The 19,199-nt window shown below is 37.7% G+C and carries 15 protein-coding genes; 3 read left to right on the top strand and 12 right to left on the bottom strand.

The features are described from left to right. Positions 1–66: 66 nt before the first annotated feature. The 5 genes from KO02_RS09990 to KO02_RS09975 all read right to left on the bottom strand — a co-directional run bounded on the left by KO02_RS09990 (position 67) and on the right by KO02_RS09975 (position 4,807). Positions 67–1,161, bottom strand: coding sequence for a FecR family protein (locus tag KO02_RS09990; RefSeq protein ID WP_038697984.1), 1,095 nt, complete (start codon positions 1,159–1,161; stop codon positions 67–69). Between the two features lie 90 nt (positions 1,162–1,251). Then, positions 1,252–1,842: an RNA polymerase sigma factor gene (locus tag KO02_RS09985; protein WP_038697982.1), complete on the bottom strand. Its 591-nt coding sequence runs from the start codon at positions 1,840–1,842 to the stop codon at positions 1,252–1,254. Positions 1,843–2,431: 589 nt separating this feature from the next. Continuing rightward, positions 2,432–3,814, bottom strand: a complete 1,383-nt coding sequence (locus tag KO02_RS09980) for an NAD-dependent succinate-semialdehyde dehydrogenase (protein WP_038697980.1) — start codon at positions 3,812–3,814, stop codon at positions 2,432–2,434. 104 nt (positions 3,815–3,918) lie between these two features. Further along, positions 3,919–4,089 (bottom strand): SDR family NAD(P)-dependent oxidoreductase, encoded by a 171-nt coding sequence (locus tag KO02_RS23270; protein ID WP_081918348.1) that lies wholly within the window; start codon positions 4,087–4,089, stop codon positions 3,919–3,921. A gap of 52 nt (positions 4,090–4,141) precedes the next feature. Continuing rightward, positions 4,142–4,807, bottom strand: a complete 666-nt coding sequence (locus KO02_RS09975; protein ID WP_038697978.1) for a BON domain-containing protein — start codon at positions 4,805–4,807, stop codon at positions 4,142–4,144. Positions 4,808–5,181: 374 nt separating this feature from the next. Here KO02_RS09975 and KO02_RS09970 point away from each other — a divergent pair, with 374 nt between their 5' ends. The 3 genes from KO02_RS09970 to KO02_RS09960 all read left to right on the top strand — a co-directional run bounded on the left by KO02_RS09970 (position 5,182) and on the right by KO02_RS09960 (position 7,011). After that, a complete protein-coding gene (locus KO02_RS09970; protein WP_038697976.1) occupies positions 5,182–5,742 on the top strand; it encodes a helix-turn-helix domain-containing protein in 561 nt (186 codons plus the stop codon). 187 nt (positions 5,743–5,929) lie between these two features. Next, complete coding sequence (locus KO02_RS09965; RefSeq protein WP_038697974.1) at positions 5,930–6,274, top strand: cupin domain-containing protein; 345 nt, start codon at positions 5,930–5,932, stop codon at positions 6,272–6,274. A gap of 38 nt (positions 6,275–6,312) precedes the next feature. After that, the gene (locus KO02_RS09960; protein ID WP_038697972.1) at positions 6,313–7,011 is read left to right on the top strand and encodes a DUF1003 domain-containing protein; all 699 of its coding nucleotides are present in this window, start codon (positions 6,313–6,315) and stop codon (positions 7,009–7,011) included. Positions 7,012–7,190: 179 nt separating this feature from the next. On the opposite strand, the gene KO02_RS09955 is transcribed toward KO02_RS09960, so the two are convergent. The 7 genes from KO02_RS09955 to KO02_RS09925 form a co-directional block, all read right to left on the bottom strand. Further along, positions 7,191–9,695, bottom strand: a complete 2,505-nt coding sequence (locus tag KO02_RS09955) for a cation-translocating P-type ATPase (RefSeq protein WP_038697970.1) — start codon at positions 9,693–9,695, stop codon at positions 7,191–7,193. A gap of 503 nt (positions 9,696–10,198) precedes the next feature. Next, on the bottom strand, positions 10,199–11,434 hold the full coding sequence (locus KO02_RS09950) for a DUF2264 domain-containing protein (protein WP_200878628.1): 1,236 nt from the start codon (positions 11,432–11,434) through the stop codon (positions 10,199–10,201). After that, positions 11,431–12,546, bottom strand: a complete 1,116-nt coding sequence (locus KO02_RS09945) for a glycoside hydrolase family 88 protein (RefSeq protein ID WP_038697966.1) — start codon at positions 12,544–12,546, stop codon at positions 11,431–11,433. Before KO02_RS09945 ends, KO02_RS09950 begins: the two co-directional genes overlap by 4 nt. A 113-nt stretch (positions 12,547–12,659) precedes the next feature. Continuing rightward, entirely contained in the window at positions 12,660–14,603 is a 1,944-nt protein-coding gene (locus KO02_RS09940; protein WP_038697964.1) for a glycoside hydrolase family 97 protein, read from the bottom strand. Between the two features lie 46 nt (positions 14,604–14,649). Continuing rightward, a complete protein-coding gene (locus tag KO02_RS09935; RefSeq protein ID WP_038697962.1) occupies positions 14,650–16,572 on the bottom strand; it encodes a family 43 glycosylhydrolase in 1,923 nt (640 codons plus the stop codon). 76 nt (positions 16,573–16,648) lie between these two features. Next, entirely contained in the window at positions 16,649–17,326 is a 678-nt protein-coding gene (locus KO02_RS09930) for a DUF3823 domain-containing protein (protein ID WP_038697960.1), read from the bottom strand. 11 nt (positions 17,327–17,337) lie between these two features. After that, the gene (locus KO02_RS09925) at positions 17,338–19,194 is read right to left on the bottom strand and encodes a RagB/SusD family nutrient uptake outer membrane protein (protein ID WP_038697958.1); all 1,857 of its coding nucleotides are present in this window, start codon (positions 19,192–19,194) and stop codon (positions 17,338–17,340) included. Between the last annotated feature and the right edge of the window lie 5 nt (positions 19,195–19,199).

The following is a 19,199-nucleotide window of genomic DNA, read 5'->3' as shown; positions in this document are numbered from 1 at the left end:
AGTATTGGTTATTAAAAATTAAAAACTGGTCGTTTTATTTTTTAGGCATAATTGCGGGTTGATTTCCTAATTTGGGCCCTCCTTTCTTATTAAATTGCTCAGATGGACGATTCCATTATCAAGACGGAACGAGCAACCATTTAATTGACAGAAATTGGTTAAGAATTTTTCAAGAGGCTCTTTTCTATTGAGGCTTCCCGTAAATGAATTGGATAGTAATTCCGGGCTTTCACAGATAATCGATACTTCATATAGATTTTCGATGACCTGTAAGAGTTGTGTATTTTTGGTTTGACTAAATTCAACTGCTTGATTGGTCCAGGCTACGTTAGCGTTAAAACTAGGGATAAGCTCACTCAGCTTTTTATCAACACGTGCTAAACGAGATTTTTCCAATACCTTCTCCGACAATTTGGTCATTTTATGCAACTTCAAATCAACTTCCACCTCTTCATTCGCATTCAGGTATACCAGATCTTTTGGTAGCGCATCAAAATGGCCAACTGAAACCTTGCCCTCCAGAAGTTTAATCAGTATATTTTCATCCGATTTAGGATCTACACTAAATACCGTACCTAGCGCCTTCGTGACATAGTCCCGATAATTAACCGTAAAAGGAGATTTTGGATTCTTATGTACTTTGTAAATCACCTTTCCCTGCAATTGTTTAATTTCTCGGTCCCCTTCCTCGTTCAGCACGTAGCTGATCTTAGCATTTGGATACAGAATAGCTATGGAACTATCAGGCAGCTGCATATCGATCGTATAAGAATGGGTATTTTCATACGCAAACAACCTGGACCTGTCATTGACTTCGCTAGGTGTTTTAAAATTGAATATATAGAGCAGAGAAAGCACACAAAGGAATACCGCCGCACTAGATGCCCACATCCAATACGTCATTTTTCGAGTTGTTCCCGTTACTGGAGGATCTATCTCATAAACATTTTGAAGTACCTGTTTATGAACTTTGGAAAGGTCAGGAATTGGAATACGATGACTTGCATCATCCTCTTTCTCCTCTAAAATTTCTGCAACCCATTGTTGAAGCAGAATAGGATCCACCACATTCAATTCATCAAAGAATGCCTCATATTCCTTTAGGTCGAGTCTATTATGAATATACTCTTGCAGCTTATATTTAAAAATATGTCCTTTCAAAACAGTTTATAATTAGTTGGATACATTGCTGTATTTAACTCTCTATACGTCTGTCCGAAAGAAACACACTATCGGTATTTCACTTTTTTTTTATATTTTAAATAGTAGAGTGGCCAAAAAGCTGATTATAGCCTCGTTACGGTAGTTTTTACGAATATATTCTTTGATATCTTTTAGTGCATTCACCAATTGATTGCTAACAGTGGAAACAGAAATACCCAGCTCTTCGGCAATTTCTTTATAGCTTTTTTCATGAAACTTATTGAGCATCAATATTTCTTTGCGTTTTGGACTCAACGAATCGATTGCCTTTGTTAAAATGTCCTGCGTATCTTTAAAAAAAACATGTTCTTCCGTATGATAATACAACTCTACTGCAGATACCCACAGCTCTAATTGCAGCGCTTTATCCCGCTGCACTTTCCGAAAAAAATCAATAGCCAGATTATCCGAAATATGATTGAGGAAAGACACAAAACCTTTAGCAGGATCGATCTTAGTGCGGTTGACCCATACTTTTGTAAATACATCCTGCAAGATTTCTTCTGCAATAACTTGATCTTTCACCAATTTGATCAACCTCACATAAATCTTTGGAGAATATTGAAAATAAATATCATTAAATGAAGCTAAATCTCCATCCTTCAATTTTTCGAGTGTAGCTATTTCTTTTGGAGACATCACTATTGGTTTAACATTTAATTGGCATGAACGTTAAAGTTAAGGTAGAGATAAATTTTTCAAAATAAAAATATTAAAAGCTATACACGGTAAAAAAGCATACTCTTAAATGTAAATACCTTCTACATTTGGATTAACTATTGAAGAGACACTTAAAAACTAAATTCAACCAAATCAGTAACGAAAAGTAAATTGTCTATTTAGATTGTGTTCATTATATCTGATCGTTCATGTATCGTGAACGATTAGATATAATGAACACGAAAGAATGGGGTATACTTATAGCACACAACGTTGAGAAGGCAGGTATCAGCACGGTCTGCAAGATATCTCCGCCTTCGTAATTGAACCCAGAAAGGGTATAAAATTTACCAACCAAAGTCAATCGTTTATTCGATGTTTTATCCACAAATTATACCAGTTAGGGTATACAATATAGAAATTCACCATTTTTATACCCTATCAGGTATAAAAACTCAAAAACAAGACAAATTATACCCTAACGGGTATAAAATGATGCTACCTTTAAGTTAGACTTAGCAGTAGATAAATTTTTTATCGATTTTTTTTTAATAGCAGTAGGAAGAAGCTAAAAGGGATCAGTCAATTCACTTATTCTGATCAGTTTTTTATTCACGAATTCCTGTAATCCCAACTCTGCCATTTCTCTTCCATATCCAGAACCTTTTGTCCCGCCAAATGGCAGATCGGCTTGCGTCCAGGTTGGATGATTAATAAAGACCATTCCGGTATCGATCTGATCGGCTACGCGCTTCCCTCTTTCAATATCCTGCGTAAATACCGAACCTCCTAATCCAAAAGGTGAATCATTAGCTAAAGCAATGGCTTCTTCTTCATTCTTTACCTTAAAGAAAAGCGCGACAGGACCAAAAAATTCTTCGTAATAAACCGGGTTTCCTGGTTCTATATCGGTGAGAATAGTGGCTTGCATATAAGCTCCATCTCTATCTGGTCTTTTTCCACCCAACAGAACTTTTGCACCACCTTCAACCGCTCTTTTTACCTGATCAACGATTTTTACGGCGGCTTGCTCTGTACATAGCGGACCTAAGTTTGTCTCCGCATCCATAGGATCCCCCAATACCAATGCAGCCATTTTAATTTTGAATTTTTCTAAAAATTCATTAACAATACTTTCCACGGCGATAAAGCGCTTTGACGCCACACAACATTGCCCATTATTGTTAATCCTTCCTACCACAGCCCATTCCACAGCTTTATCTATATCAGCATCTTCAAGTATAATAAATGCATCACTTCCACCTAATTCAAGTACTGATTTTTTAATGTGCTTGCCGGCCTCTATCGCTACGCTGGCCCCCGCTTTTTCGCTACCGGTGAGCGAAACTCCCTTGACTCTTATATCTGCAACCAATGCAGCTACCCGCTCCTTAGAAATCAAAAGATTGGTGTACAATCCATCCGGAGCACCGGCCTGCTTGAATAATTCCTCTATAGCTAAAGCACATTGCGGCACAATGGATGCATGTTTTATCAATAGGGTATTACCAATCATTATATTAGGTGCAGCAAATCGAGCTATTTGGTAAAATGGAAAATTCCATGGCTGAATACCGAGCAATACACCGATAGGGCTATTTCTTATAAACGCCTTACCGTGAACTGGATTCAGCACTTCATCAGCGAGCATCTTTTCCGAATTTTTAGCATAATAATCAAAAATTTCAGCGCTCAGTTTTATCTCCCCTTCTGCGTGAATAAGTAATTTACCCATCTCTAAAGTAATCAACTTTGCAAGTTCTTTCTTATTTTTCCGAAGCAGACCAGCAACATTATGGAGCAGTTGTGCTCTGGCTTTATAATCTGTTTTCTTCCATTCTTGAAAAGCATTTGTTGCTTGTCCAACAGCTGTGTCCACAGCTGCTCCGCTCATTTCGTAATAGGTCTTTATGATTCTATTATTGGAAGGATTTATGGTTTGAATTGCCATGAACTTTATTTTTTAATACGCTGTCATTATTTTACAATTTTGCCACTATGGGTATACAACTACACTTTAAATAATCTTTTGATTACTGCGTACACATACCACCATCAATCAACGTGCTTACTCCTCAACTCTGTCACCGCTTCTTTTAATTGCTCTTCAGAAAGATTCACCAACATGACTTTTGCTCCTTCATCTAAAAATAGTTGAGCAGTTATTTTACCGATACTACTTGAACCGCCGGTTATGATAGCTATTTTATTCTCCAGTTTTTTCATATCAACATCCTTACTTCCTGTTACTTCAATGTATTATTACTTAATTAAGGACTTAGCCGAAGTCTATTTCGTAGTCGATATCCAGATCGTTTTTCACATGGGAAACTCCAGGTGTGTTCCAAGTAATGCGACCGGCCTCTCCTTTTTGATACCAGGAATCAACAGTACCACTTAATGTAACCACATTATCAGATACTGAAACCTTGATATTGCTATCATCTATAGTACTTCTTTTAAGAGCATGTTCAATATCTTTCTTCTCAATTGCATCATTCCTACCAGATTTGATCCTAATGTTATTATCCACTCCTTTAACTCCTACGAAATAATGTACAGCATGTTGCGCAGCTTCCTTCTGATAGTTCCATGTCAGTTCTCCATCCAATGTAACCCAGCCGTCTTCAACCTTTACACTAATTTTTTCACTGGGAATAGACCAGTTTCTTTTTAGTGCTACAAGTACTTCATCAGCAATTTCGGCATCAGTTCTTGAAAAAGAGCTAGCAAATTTTACTTTGATATTTTCTGCTAAAGCCCTGACACCAATAACACGCTTTGTGGCATTTTCAGCTTCTAGTTTTTTTACATAATTGTCCACATAACCTGAAAGTGTAACAACACCATTCTTAACCGTAACACCTATTTCTGCTTCATCTAGCAGAGGCTCCCATAGGATGGCCTTTTGAACATCCAACTGTAATGCTGTATCTGTTTTCATCTACTATTTTTTTTAAAAAAAATCCACTTATTGATCAAGATAAAGTTCTGTTTTACAAACCCGTATCAGTTGTACATTTAAAAATATTTGTTGTATAATTGGTAGGTTGTAAACCTTAAATTATTTCTAAAAAAACAGCATACCGCTATATATAATCAAGTAATTAAAACAAAATGAAAAAAAATACATTGTATATAGAGCGGAGGTCCGATTTGCTGAAATGAAGTGTATAATATTACTTAACTGTCTTATTCAAAATTGGTAAGCAGCATTGAGGAACTAAAATATAATCGTTGACGAAATATAATAATATACATTTTTGTCATTCAATTTTTTGCACACTAATACTCACCCGAAACCTGACACTGAATAGTATGAAATTATTTATTCAAAATATGGTAAGCCTTCGTTGTAAAATGATGGTAAAGTCTGAACTGGATAAGTTAGGTATTGAATTCAATCAAATAGAACTGGGTGAAGTAAAATTAGCAAAACCTATTTCAAAAGCACTTCAGAATAGGCTTAAAGAAACATTACATCGATCAGGATTAGAACTAATGGATGATAAAAAAGCCCTCCTTATTGAAAAAATAATTAATATTATTATTGAAACAGTTCACTATGCAGATGAATTGCCTCATATAAATTTTTCTGATTTTCTGAGCGGAAAACTCCAACATAACTACCATTACCTAGCGGAGCTCTTTTCAAAAACAAAAGGTATAACAATAGAGCATTTTATCATACTTCACAAAGTCGAAAAAATCAAGGAACTGATTATATATGATGAATTAAACCTAACTGAAATCTCTTATAAAATGCACTACTGCAGTGTTTCACATCTATCTAAACAATTTAAAAAAATAACGGGACTCACTCCTACTTTTTTCAAAAACCTACCTGATAGACAGCGCAGAAATTTAGAAGATCTATAAATTACAGGGAATTTCGTCTACTAATTATACCATAAAAATATTTAATTGTATAATAAACCAATGCAAATTTTCAAGAAACTTTGTCTTGATTTCTATCGCTATATTTTATTTACAATAATATGGTAAGTAAGTAGGCTTTGATTTCGTCAACTCTTTTCATCATTCAATAATCTCTAAATAAATTAAAATGAAGAGAAACCCCGAATTAGATAAAGGTAAAGTACATTCAACCGTTGAAATGGTTAACTATGTACAAAACGCTGTGGTAAACACAACAATCTTAAATAAAACAACTGGTAGCATTACTGCTACTTCTTTAGATATTGGCAGAGAGTTGAAAGATGAAACATCTGCTTTTGATATTTATGTTCAGATCATTGATGGTGTTGCTACCGTAACTATTGATGGTAAAATAAACATGCTGAAATTTGGTGAAAGTATTATTATTCCTGCTCATGCTAAACATCGAATTGCGGCAAAAGAACAATTTAAAATGATAACTACAATAATCAAGAGCGGATATGAATTATAAGGAGTTAATAATTGGTTCGTACTTTAAAGACTTGAAAAATGAAAAGCAGTTCAATCACAAAAATAGCCATAGCAGAAGGTGAAGCAATACGAGCTGGCGATGTAAGAGAAGGAATTTTTAATTTATTAAGGGTTGACTTTCCTAACATTAAAAGAGACGATTACATTTCATTGGACGAACTTAATCTGTATCGAAGACGTTATCTGACATCACTTATAAGCACAGAAAAAGGAGAATTAGCGGTCATAGATCAAGATGTGCTAGATGCAATTCAAAAAAATTCTATCCTTTCAGAAAATATACAGGAAGAAATAGAAACTGAACTTACAACAGGGCAAAAGCTTGCTGATAAAGTTGCTGCTTTTGGAGGGAGCTGGTTTTTTATTATTACGTTTTTTTCATTCATTTTAATATGGATGATTATCAATATAATAATTTTATCAAGTCGACCATTTGACCCTTATCCCTTTATTTTACTCAATTTAATACTCTCCTGTCTAGCTGCCATCCAAGCACCAATTATTATGATGAGTCAAAATAGACAAGAACAGAAAGACAGAATAAGAGGTGAACATGACTATAAAATCAATCTGAAAGCAGAATTGGAAATAAAATTATTAAGTGACAAAATTGACCATCTACTGGTGCATCAAAATAAGATGTTATTAGAAATTCAGGAAGTGCAAACCGACTATCTTGAAGATCTGATGAAAGAACTCAAGAAAAAAGGAAAGTAGACCTTAAAATCATAATTATACTAAACTGAAATTAAAGATAACACTTAACAAAGGTAACGTGCTATCTTGACTTTCCCGACCTGTTATATTAAAGGTCAGGAAACAGTATCCTTTTGCAGTAATACCATCAAAAAGTTCAATCCATTGGTTTGAATTACATGTAAAAATAGCAACAATTGCTATGCATTTCTTGATCGTTTCCACCATTTATAAAGATCCATCCAGAGCGTACTGATTGCCGCTGTTAACAAACAGAATAACAATTGGGTAAATCCCAGATTCGTCATGCTAAAGAAATTGGAAACAGGCTTAACATACAGCATCATAAACATGAACAGCAAAGTAATACCGGTAATGTAATAAATAAGACGATTCTTATACCTGATGGTCTCGTATATATAATAGTAAAAAGAACGGTTGATAAAACTCAGCAGGATATTAGCAAAGATCAATGTCGTAAAGACCATACTCCGTACCATCTTCTCGTCACCTCCCTGTTGATGGGTATATTGATAGATAAAAAGAACACCACCAGTAATCACCAAACCCTGAACCACACTGATCATCAATTCTTTCCAGTTTAAAAAAGTCTCCGATATCGGACGTGGCTTACGTTGCATGGCATTTTTTTCCATTGGCTCGTTTTCATAGACAATAGAACAAGTAGGTCCCATCACCAGTTCCAAAAATATGACATGTATAGGGGTAAAGATCTGCGGGTATACCCACCCCAAAAAGAGCGGTAGTGATACGGTCAAGATAATGGGAATGTGAATAGAAATAATATACTGAATAGCTTTCTTAATATTGGCATAGATGCGTCTACCTGCAGCGATTGCAAGCACCAACTTTGAAAAATCATCATTGATCAGCACTACAGCTGCTGCTGCCTTCGCTATTTCAGTTCCTTTATGCCCCATCGCTACGCCAATATGTGCAGCTTTCAATGCGGGCGCATCATTTACACCATCTCCGAGCATGGCCACCACTTCACCATTTCGTTTTAGCGATTTGATCACGGCCAACTTTGCCTCAGGATACATGCGCGCAAAGAGGGTACTTTCTTGGACCTTTCTGTCCAGCTGCTCCTCAGAGAGCGCAATCAATTCTTTACCTTCTATATGTGCCGAAGCATTTATGATACCCGCTTGGGCCGCGATAGACCCAGCCGTATTGGAATTATCCCCAGTTATCATTTTAACTTTGATCCCTGCTTCATAAATTTGCTTAAACACCTTTTCGATACCTTTTTTCGGCGGATCGTAAAAAACAACAAACCCTACAAAATCAAACGGAAAATCCTGTTGCTTTTCAGGAAATTCATCGCTTCCATAAATTGCAGTTGCAACTCCCAATACACGGTAACCCTCCTGACCAAATTGATCCACTAATCGCCGCAATGCTACTTTTTTTTCAGGCAACAGCCTACTCACATCGAGAATAGCTTCGGGTGCCCCTTTTGCTGCAATAATACGCTCACCGCTATTATTTTTAAATAGATGGGTCATCATGGGTGGCTTTCCTTCCAAAGGATACTCGTGGAATAACTCAAACTGTGCACGCCGATCATTTTTTTCAGTCTGCTCGTAAAGGCGATGGAGTTCTTTCTCCATCGGATCGAAAGGCACGGGTTCGCTGGCCCACATGGCATTCTGAATTACACTTGCAATTTCGGGCAGCTGGTAATCCTGCTCATATGCAGTGCGTTCACCAGCCTCACTATACACAGCAACCAGGTGCATCGTGTTTTCGGTTATTGTACCTGTTTTATCAGTACAGATTACCGTGGTGCTCCCTAATGTCTCTACGATGCTCGATTTTTTAATTATAACACCATCACGCATGAGTCGCCATGCCCCTAGCGCCATAAAAGTCGTAAATGCTACAGGGATCTCTTCCGGAAGGATCGACATGGCCAAAGTAAGACCATTTAAAAGACTGTCAACAAAACTTTTAGTTTGAAAATAATTGGCCAAGCATACCAGTATAAAGACTACTAATCCGACGAGTGCCATCTTTTTCACGAAGCGCTCAATCTGTAACTGCAAAGGTGATTTTTCTTCTATAATAGAAGCAATAGAGTGACCTATCTTTCCTAGTTTTGTCTGCTCTCCTATCTCCTGCACCTCAAAAACTGCCAAACCCGAAACAGTGATCGTGCCGCTATACACCTTATTGTCCGAACCATCGGCATCCTTGAACACCGAAAGGCTTTCACCAGTAAGAGAAGATTCATTGACCGAAAAATCATTGCTGTGCACAATACGGCCATCAGCATTGATAATCTGGCCTTCTTCCGTGATACATAAGTCTCCAACAGCTATTTCATGTGTTTTGATAGCAACGATATGACCATCTCGGATGACATTACTGTGCGGTTCGTTTAACTTTTCCAATGCCTGCATCGCATTGCGGCTCCGCGTGTCCTGATAAAAAGAAATACCTGACACAAAAACTACAGCCGCAAACATAAAGTAGGCTTCAGCATAATTTCCAACCACTAAATAAATAACAGATATCACGATAAGCAGGATCAACATCGGTTCTTTCAGAATATTCATCAACACAACCCATGTCCCGCTGTCACGTTTTGTTTTCAGGCTATTATCACCATATTTTTCAACAGACACTTTTATTTGCTCGGCATTCAGCCCTTTCAGATCTTTAGGAATAGGATAACCCATATCGGTATCAGTTAGTTATTCAGATAAGTTAACACATTTATATCGAAGAAAACATAATTGAAAAATAATAGTTTTGAGAAGAATAATTTCCTTTTTATCCCTTCATTACCAATATGGCATCCATGTATTAATGACAGTACAATGAGTCGATTACTTTCCCCTCACCCTTCCCAGCAACCGGCTCGTCGCATAACTCAGTTATTAAACTACTCGTCACTATGTTACTTCTTCACTTATCTCTTGTTACTTCTTCACTTCCTTACCTCGTCACTCCTTCACTGGAGTTGCTAACTTAGTGGGCATATGAAGTTAAGAACAATAAATATCTTAATTTTGAAATGATGACTAAATCCGTAAAAAATACGATCGCACCTTTAAAGAACGTGCTGGGAATTTAATACAGGAAAAACATGTCAGAGCTAGCCCGAGAATTAGGGGTATCAGCAGCCCAGTGAACGACTCCAATTTTACAAAATGTTACTAATCTCATGACTTTTTATCTCTTACTGAATGCCCTTACTTTTATCTTTATTCCAATCCTGTCCAGACCAAATACGTTTAGAACTCCAGTCTTCTTCTTTTGAAGTCCAAAAACTATCATTTTCCGAAAGTCCTAGTGGTAAAAAAATCGTACTACACAAATAAGGACTTCCTTGATTATTGTAAAAATCTCCTAAACCTGGTTGATCTCCGTATAGACCAATCGTTAACCAATTTTGGTGATAAGTAGTTGGACTTTCAAATGTTTTTTGCAAAACGGCAGATAAAGCAGCGCGAACCTGTCCTTCTGTGAGTTCCTCGGGTAATCGTTTTTTTAATACCATGTCAGCCAAATGATGAAATGCAGCTCCACGATAAATTACTGACCGCCCGGATGGTGGAAAAGTCCCATCTGTATTGACCAATCGCTCTAATATAATAGCATATCGTTGATTTCGTAGTTTGATTTTTGCAAACATACCATCATAACTTTTAGTTTTTTGTTCAATAACATCCATGACTCCAGATAAAAAAGGATGGATAACATAGCTATTGTAATAATCATAGGCATAATATGGTCCATCTTTATACATACCATCACCCACATACCACTGTTCCAATTGCTGCAAGGCGTAGTCTACACGCATCACATCCCAATCCTTACTGTACTGAGCTAAAAAAGCTTCGTTCATAGCAGAAAAAAGCAACCAATTTGAAAAAACTGGTTTGAATTGACGAGTAGTTTTAATAGCCTTGATCAAACTTTTCTGAGTTTTAGTATCAAGATTATTCCATAACCAAGAAGAACGCAAAAATGCAACTGAAATAAATGATGCATCAACTAATTGTTGTCCGCCCAAATCAAAACGCATAAAATCATTTGCATTACTATCCAAAGCATTGCTTAAGGCTTGAATAGTCCAATTCCGATATTGTTTTCTTAGTGCCTGCTCTTCTTCTGAACCGTCATTCAACGCTAACCATGGCGATATCCCACATAAAACTCGACCTAATACTTCTACATACTGTACTTGAACACGATGCTCTTTGTTGTCAACCGCTATAGAGGTAATTTTGGGCATATTAATCCTTAAACTATCATAAGCCAAACTACGCATAACAGGTCTGGCCATTCGATCCATCTCCCTTAGCCAAAATACTCTTGAAGTTTCGTTTAATGTGCTATTAGTTTTGTCCTGCCCAAAACTAACCGTGACACAACATAGTAATACCAGTAATACCAATATTTTTCTCATCATTTTTCGTTTAAATATCTATACATCTCAACACCCGCCAATAAAAATGCTCCAACCCCAAATGGTGCAGTTGAATTGGCATCTACCACTTGACCAGGTATCGCCTTCTCTCCGATAGGTTGTATATAACCCACCCTCCCATCAGATTGTAAAGCATGATTACTCAAATAATCCCACCCTTTTTTTGCACCTACCTCAAATTTGTCATGATCAAGAAGTCCATTATTAATGCCCCATAAAAGTCCATAGGTAAAAAACGCAGTTCCACTAGATTCTCTACCAGGTGCATGCTCAGGATCCAACATGCTCCGTGTCCAAAACCCTTCTTCTTGTTGACACGATACAATAACGGATGCCATATCCTGAAAACGCCTTACATAGTGATTATAATAGATATTGTCCTTAGGAAGATCTTGCAGTACCTTTGCCAAACCCGCGAAAACCCAACCATCTCCACGAGCCCAAAAATCTTTTTTACCATGCGTACTTTTATGTTTCGGGTAGACATATTTTGCATCTCTATAATAGAGCTTCTCATCTTTGTCATACATGATATCATCTGCATACGCCAAATATTCATGTAGCTTTTCTAAATAAAGTGGGTTTTTCGTTAATTTATACATCTTTGTCATCACAGGCATGACCATATATAATCCATCAGCCCACCACCAATAATCATTCTCCTTAGTGTGAATTTGATAATCCATAACTTCTAACGCTCTCGCTATTTTATTTGCCTTAGGATCAATATGATACAAATCAATATAAGTTTGAAAACAGATCTGCCAATCGCCAAACAGCACAAAATCATCTGTTTCACCATAACTATACTTCCAATTTGATCTATCAGTTGATTTTGCACCCTTCCACTCATTAAAATTAGCCCAATCTTCAGAATATTTTAAAAAATCAATATTTTTAAATTCTTTGTAAAACTCCATATTTCCACTGTGATAGGCCGCTTGATCCCAAAAAGCCCATACTTCGGGTTTATGATTAGTCTGCCAATATTGATTAGCGAGAGTCAATTTCGATAAAACATCTTTCTTACTTGCCTCCTGTCCAAAAACAGAATAAGTAACTAAAAGAAAATAAAGAAGAACGTATTTACGCATATTTTAAGATTAATAGGTTTAAAAATTCCAATCATCAGTATTTTGAAGTATCAAATACTCTTGAAGCTTGGGTTAATCACATCTAGATAAAATCATTACAGACTAATATTACCTTACTGTCCAACGATCAGAAACCCACCGTCTGCCTGAAGCGTCACTTTTACCAGCTTATCTTTTCGTGCAGGTATTTCCTGGTATTGCGCTGTTCTATCCTTATTATCGACATACAATTCCCACTTATCTCCCGCAAGCATAGGTAAATGAATCGTTAGCTCCTTTTCCTCTTTCTCTGCATTGATTCCTGCGATGTACCAACGATCAGCATGTCGCCGAGCTAATACCACATACTTACCGGGATATCCGTCTATCAAGACCGTTTCATCCCAAGTAGTTGGTACTGCTTTCATAAAATCAATAACGTGTTTAGGCATCTCCGTAAGATTGTTGGGTGTAATTCCAAAATTCTGAACCGGTGTCTGAAACAGAACAGCTGTAGCCAATTGAAATGTTTCTGTTGTCTTTCGAATCATGCCACCGTTGTTTTCACGATTATGTCTTTTATTGAGTAGAACGGGTCCGAAATCCATTGATCCTACAGCATTCCGAATAAAAGGATGTAAACTCGCATTAAAAGCTTCAGTATCATTCGCATGTTGTGTAAAGATCAAATTCTCTGAAGCCAGTACAGCCTCGCTTCCCACAAAATTGGGATACATACGTTCCCATCCTCGTGGCAAAGTACAGCCGTGAAAAATAACCGATAGACCATAATCATTCGCATCCGATAAAATATCTTCATAGAGCTTCATGGTCTCCTGTTTGTCACCACCAAAAAAATCAACCTTTATACCTTTTATACCGACACTTTGCATCCAGGCCATTTCCTTTTTTCGTGCAGTGGCAGTATTCATCATATTTTTAGGTGTTTGTGGCGCATCATTCCAAAAACCGTTGGAATTGTACCATAAACAGATGCCAACACCTTTGTCTTTTCCATAAGCAATCAAGGCTTCAATTTTATCCCGTCCGATTTTGCTATCCCACCAATTATCAACCAAAACAAACTCATAGCCCATAGCTGCAGAGAGATCTACAAATTTTTTCTGATCTTCAAAATTAATACTTGCGTCTTGCCACTCCAGCCAACTCCAAGTTGAACGTCCATAAGTATACTGTTTTGATGCTTTGTACACAGGCTCAACCACATCAAATGCGATCGTAGTTTCTACAATAGGTTTTAGCGTACTTCCAACAGTCAGTGTACGCCACGGTGTATTACCTGGTAAAGCAATAGCCGGTTGCGCACTACCTATCCCGTTGTTTTCCCCGATCTCCGGAAATGCAACCTTATATTGACCGTCTTCGCTTCCTTCACTCAACTTAGACCCACAGTACAGTGCTCCTACTCCAGTTTCAGAAACGAGTACCCAGCCACGGTCACCAACACGGAATAATCCTGGAAAGGTATAGCCGTACCCATACTTGGAGGGAACTCCCAATTGCGCATCCACCGTATACTCCTCTTCATAACTTGGTTTCGTTTTCATCCAACCAGACATGGGTGGTGCTTGAGGAGTCAAAAAGGTGGTCGTCACATTCGGGAATTTAAATGCACTCAATTCCTCTTCAATATAAAGATTGGCCTCTTCACCGACCTGTGGCACATGGTACCGAAAAGCAATATCATGATTACTAACCCGAAACACTACATGTAAAGCTTTTTTATCGCTATTTTCTAATTTACATATCAGCTCATTCGCCTGGTAATGTACCTGTTTACGTTTTATTTTCGGTTCCTCATACTGCACATCAACTTGATTATTTATCTGACCAACCAATTTCAAATTAGTCGATAGATCAACATGACGTCCTTTTAATCCAAGCGCAGATCTTTCAAGCATCACCTTTCCATCTAATTGGACATCATAATAAAGCTTCCCTTTTTCCAAAGAGATATTGACCACTAATCGTTTATCGGGTCCAGAAATAGTCAGATTTTGCGCAAAGACCAACAGTGAGCTCAAGCTAAGAACAGTGACGATAAGTAAACGTTTCATTATAGTGTAAGTTTTTGTGTAAAAATTATAAAGAAAGCAAATCCTACTAATGTGTAGGAATTACTTTTTTAATGGTTCCATCCGTGTTGAATTCCAACTTATCCATACATACCTCCCGGTTATAACCTGCTGCATCACCCATATGTATGCCATCAGGATAATTAAATCGGTGATAGACGATATACCATTCATCGGTACCTGGTATTTGCAATACAGAATTATGTCCCGTACCATAAATTCCTTTTGCAGGATCTTTTTCAAGAACAATGTTATTCTCCGGGATATGGATCTCTCCCATTGGTGATGATGACGTACCATAACGTACCCGATAGTTCTCACTTCGGGTATCATCCTCAGACCAGAAGAAATAATAAGTTCCATTTCGGTAAATAACATATATACCCTCACGAAATGTACCATCAATCTTTAATGTTTTCATGGTATTTTGTTTAATTGATACCATATCCTTGTTCAATTCTGCAACAGCTAGATAACCATTTCCCCAATACAAATAACTTTTGCCAGATTTCGGATCATTAAAAACTGCTGGATCAATTTCCTGTCCACCTTTAATACCATCAGGTTTAAAATCGATCAAGGGTTTTCCTGAATCCTTAAATGGACCTGTAGGCTCATCAGCAACAGCAACGCCTATCTTTTGCGCGGCAGTGAAATAATAGTAATATTTATAATCTCTCTTGACCTTTTTTTCCGTTATGGTTGGAGCCCAGGCGTTGCGGGTTCCCCAAGGCACGTCTTTTTTCAAATCCAGAATAACACCTTCATCTTTCCACTCTTTCAAATCATCGGAAGAAAAAGTCTTAAAATAATAACCTCCCCAGCCATCAAATCCATCACTCGTTGGATAGATATAATACTTCTTTGTTTTATTGGAATACAGAACATCTGGATCTGCATAGAACCCATCCAATATGGGATTTTTTCGATTTGGCACTGTGATATCCTTTGGTGTACCCCAACGATCTGTCACTGTTTTAAATTCACTTCTTGACAATGGAATAATAGAACCGTGTCGCGGATGAAAATCCATGCTAACGTCATGATCAATCACCTTGAAACGATCCAAATCCTCCGATTCGCAGAACTGATACTTACCTTTCCCATACACATCATACATTAAAATGTATCGATCTGATTGATTAAGTTTAAACACACTCGATCCTTCAACAGCGTCAGTAGTCTGTTGTTTATAACCAGGCTGCTCAATCCATTTTCCAGAAGTAAGAGAATCCGTCAAAGCCAACCTAAGACCATTACCATGTCCTTCAGTTTTGTAAAACATATAGAATAGCCCATTCTTATTGATAATATCACCATCGATACAAGATTTACCATTTTTAGGAACAAACAGTACTTTAGGTTCAGATTCAAAATCAGTGAAGTCGCTATTAGCATAAGCATAGTAAATGATATCAGCACCATCGCCATGCTTCATTGACCAGTAAACCATATATTTATTAACAGCGGGGTCATATATGGTTTGTGGAGCCCAAACGCGCTTCAAACTTTCATGACCTTTAAATCGATCTTGAATATTAATTACATGATGTTCCCAATGAATAAGATCATCCGATTTTAACAATATCAAAGCACGATTAGAATCCCAACCTTTTGATGAGGTCATATCGGTCAGCACCATATAGTAAGACTGACCGTTCTCCCCTCTCAAAATATGTGGATCGCGTACTCCACCCGTTGTACTGATAAGCTTTGAGTCCGAGACAGGTTGATTGTTGTTCAATGCGCGATAGGTATAACCATCGGTACTAACAGCAAAACAAACAGATTCATCTGCTACTGCATTGCCTTTAAAATACGCAAATAGGTAACCGACAAAGTCCTTTTCGGCAGGACCGGATTTATATTCCTGACCGATTGCCTGACCGATCATGTTAGCGGCAAAAAAAGTAATTAAGATTCTGGCTAGCTGCCATTTTCTTGTCTTCATGTAAGGTTTATGTTATAAGGTTAATAGAATGATATTGAGCATGCTTTTCACGAATTTACAAATAGTACCGCATAAATTACTTTAAGATTATCTTTTGTACAGGAGTGTAAGTATACTCTTCCGATGAGGAAGCCTTCACACCCACACGCGCAAAAATATAATCCTGGTCTTTCAATCCAGTAGACAACTGTGCGGTAACACGTGTTTCCGCTCCAAGCACGATGTTGTTAAGATCAATTTTAATTTCCTGATCGAAAACGACATGATCGGTCAACATAGATTTCCGCAAGAAAACCTTTACTTGATCCAGATTGGAAGACTCAACGGTTTTTTTGATGGTAAAGTTTGCCGATAGTTGACCGTTTGTTGTCTGAAAACTTTCATTTTCCACCAAAAAATAAGGAGTAACGGGTACATCCAGAACTGTATTTCCATCCACATTTACATCAATCGTATCGGTCGATTGGCGAAGCCATGGTGAATTTCCTTTTCGGACTAATTTATACTTTCCTTTAAATAAGCTGGCAGAAAACTCACCTGCTTGATTGATATATACCGGAATCAATGATTTTAAAGGATAACCATCCTGCCATAACTCCAGTTCAGGACCATTATTGCGAACACCGACAGCTTTACCCTCAAAAACTACTTTTCCGGTTAACAAATCTTTAGGTGTTTCAAAATTATCATATTCACAACCAACTACCAAAAGACCTAGTATAGCAGTTAGTACTGTTAAAAATTTTATTTTCATGACTCAGTAGATTATTGCAATGGATTTCTAACAATTTTTGGATTATTGTCCAGCACCCTTTGCTCAATAGAAGAATAATAATTTGCTAAACGGAAAAAACGAGCTTTGCGGAAACGACTAGGTTTCATGCGTGCATAGATAAATTTACCATGGTCCACATGTCCTGGACGTACCACACGATAACCATACAGACCGCATACCACAGCATTGGGGTCATTTTCAGATCCATTCCATACCGTATGCGCTAAACGCCATCGTTTCAAGTCGAAAAAGCGGTGATCTTCAAAAGCAAGTTCTACCCTACGTTCATTACGAATGATATCCATGCTTAATGTGCTGATACTATTGGCCGGAAATCCAGCACGCTCACGTAAAGTATTGATGTATTGAGTAGCTTCACCGGTTTGTCCAAGCTCAAATGTAGCTTCAGCAGCATTTAGGTAAACTTCGCCAATACGGAACCAAGGCCACCAATTTGCCGCAGATGTCCCTCTGGCACTAGCAGCAGGAGCATCACTCACAAATTTGCGGATATAGAAACCCGTATTGCTCACATCCTGTGCATCATCCTTCGGACCATCAAAACCAGTCCACAATCCACCTGCATTTGCTTCCCCAAGTTGATTTCCTAATTGCTGGCCCAATTCTGGAGCTGTTGCAAGTTGGTACGTTCCGTTTTGCCATGTCGCAACACCTGCCTGTATGCTCACGCCACTATTTCGGAAAGAACTTCCTGGATAAACCACAGTACCATATAGACGGGCATCCTTGTTCTTAAAAATATCATCAATACCAGTATAAGTTATGTAATTTCCATTCGCATCACGATCTTGAAGCGTCCCTTTCCGTCCATCAAGATAATCGAAACTCTCCACCAAACTGAGCGAAGGAGAAATGGTGGATGAGGACTCATTGTCTTCTGTCAGGCTTTTGACAATATTATCATAGGTAAAGCGATGGATTTTAAGACCAACTGCAAAATCCTTTGCAAAAATTACTTCAGATCCTGTTTTTTTGTTCAACATTTCGTAGAAATTATTGCCCTTATCCGGATTTTCATTGAACAAACGATAAGGACCACTCATCAGCTCTTTAGAAGCTGCTAATGATTTACGATAATAATCATTCGCCATAGTTGCAGGTATTCCTACTTCACCACCAGCAGTAACGATTGGTTCTGCCATCAAACCATTGTATTTAGCTAAGGATGCCGCATACAACATTGCTCTACTTTCCAAAGCAAGAACCGTATATTTATTGGCTCGGGTTTTACTCGTACTATTACCCGCAAGATCCTCTTTTATTGCTTCCATTTCCTGGTATATAAAATCGTAAACCTCATGCTCTTTAGCCCGAGGTACCTGAAGCGGCGTTGGATCACCGCTAAAATCATAGATGAGTTGCGTCGTCACCAAAGGAACTCCTCCCATACGTTTTACCATTTCAAAATAAACCAGTGCCCGAATAAATCGAAGTTCCGCCAGATATTGCTTCTTTGTTGCTTCAGTTAACTTGATACTTAATGTTTCTACGTTTTCTAATGAAAGGTTGATATCACGAATTAATCCATAATCCCAATAACGGCCGTAGTCATCACCAAATTGAAAATCATTACGCCAATTCTGATCACGGTGCCCGGACCACATCGCATCATCCAGCTCACTCATACCACCCGTGTTAAAAACACCATGAAGAGTTGGTAAGCGGTTATAATAATTTGCCAATAGTGAAGTCAGCAATTTTGGATCGTTCCAAAGCTGATCATCCGTGATCATACTTTTGGAATCCCGATCAAACCATTCGTCGTGTTTACAGCCTCCAAATCCAAGGCATACAAACAGAGCCAAACATGTATATAGCTTTTTCATTCTTG

Origin of the sequence: Sphingobacterium sp. ML3W (assembly GCF_000747525.1) — a bacterium.
Taxonomy (GTDB): domain Bacteria; phylum Bacteroidota; class Bacteroidia; order Sphingobacteriales; family Sphingobacteriaceae; genus Sphingobacterium.
The sequence above is the reverse complement of the archived record's forward strand: the minus strand, read 5'-3'. Positions and strand labels throughout refer to the sequence as shown.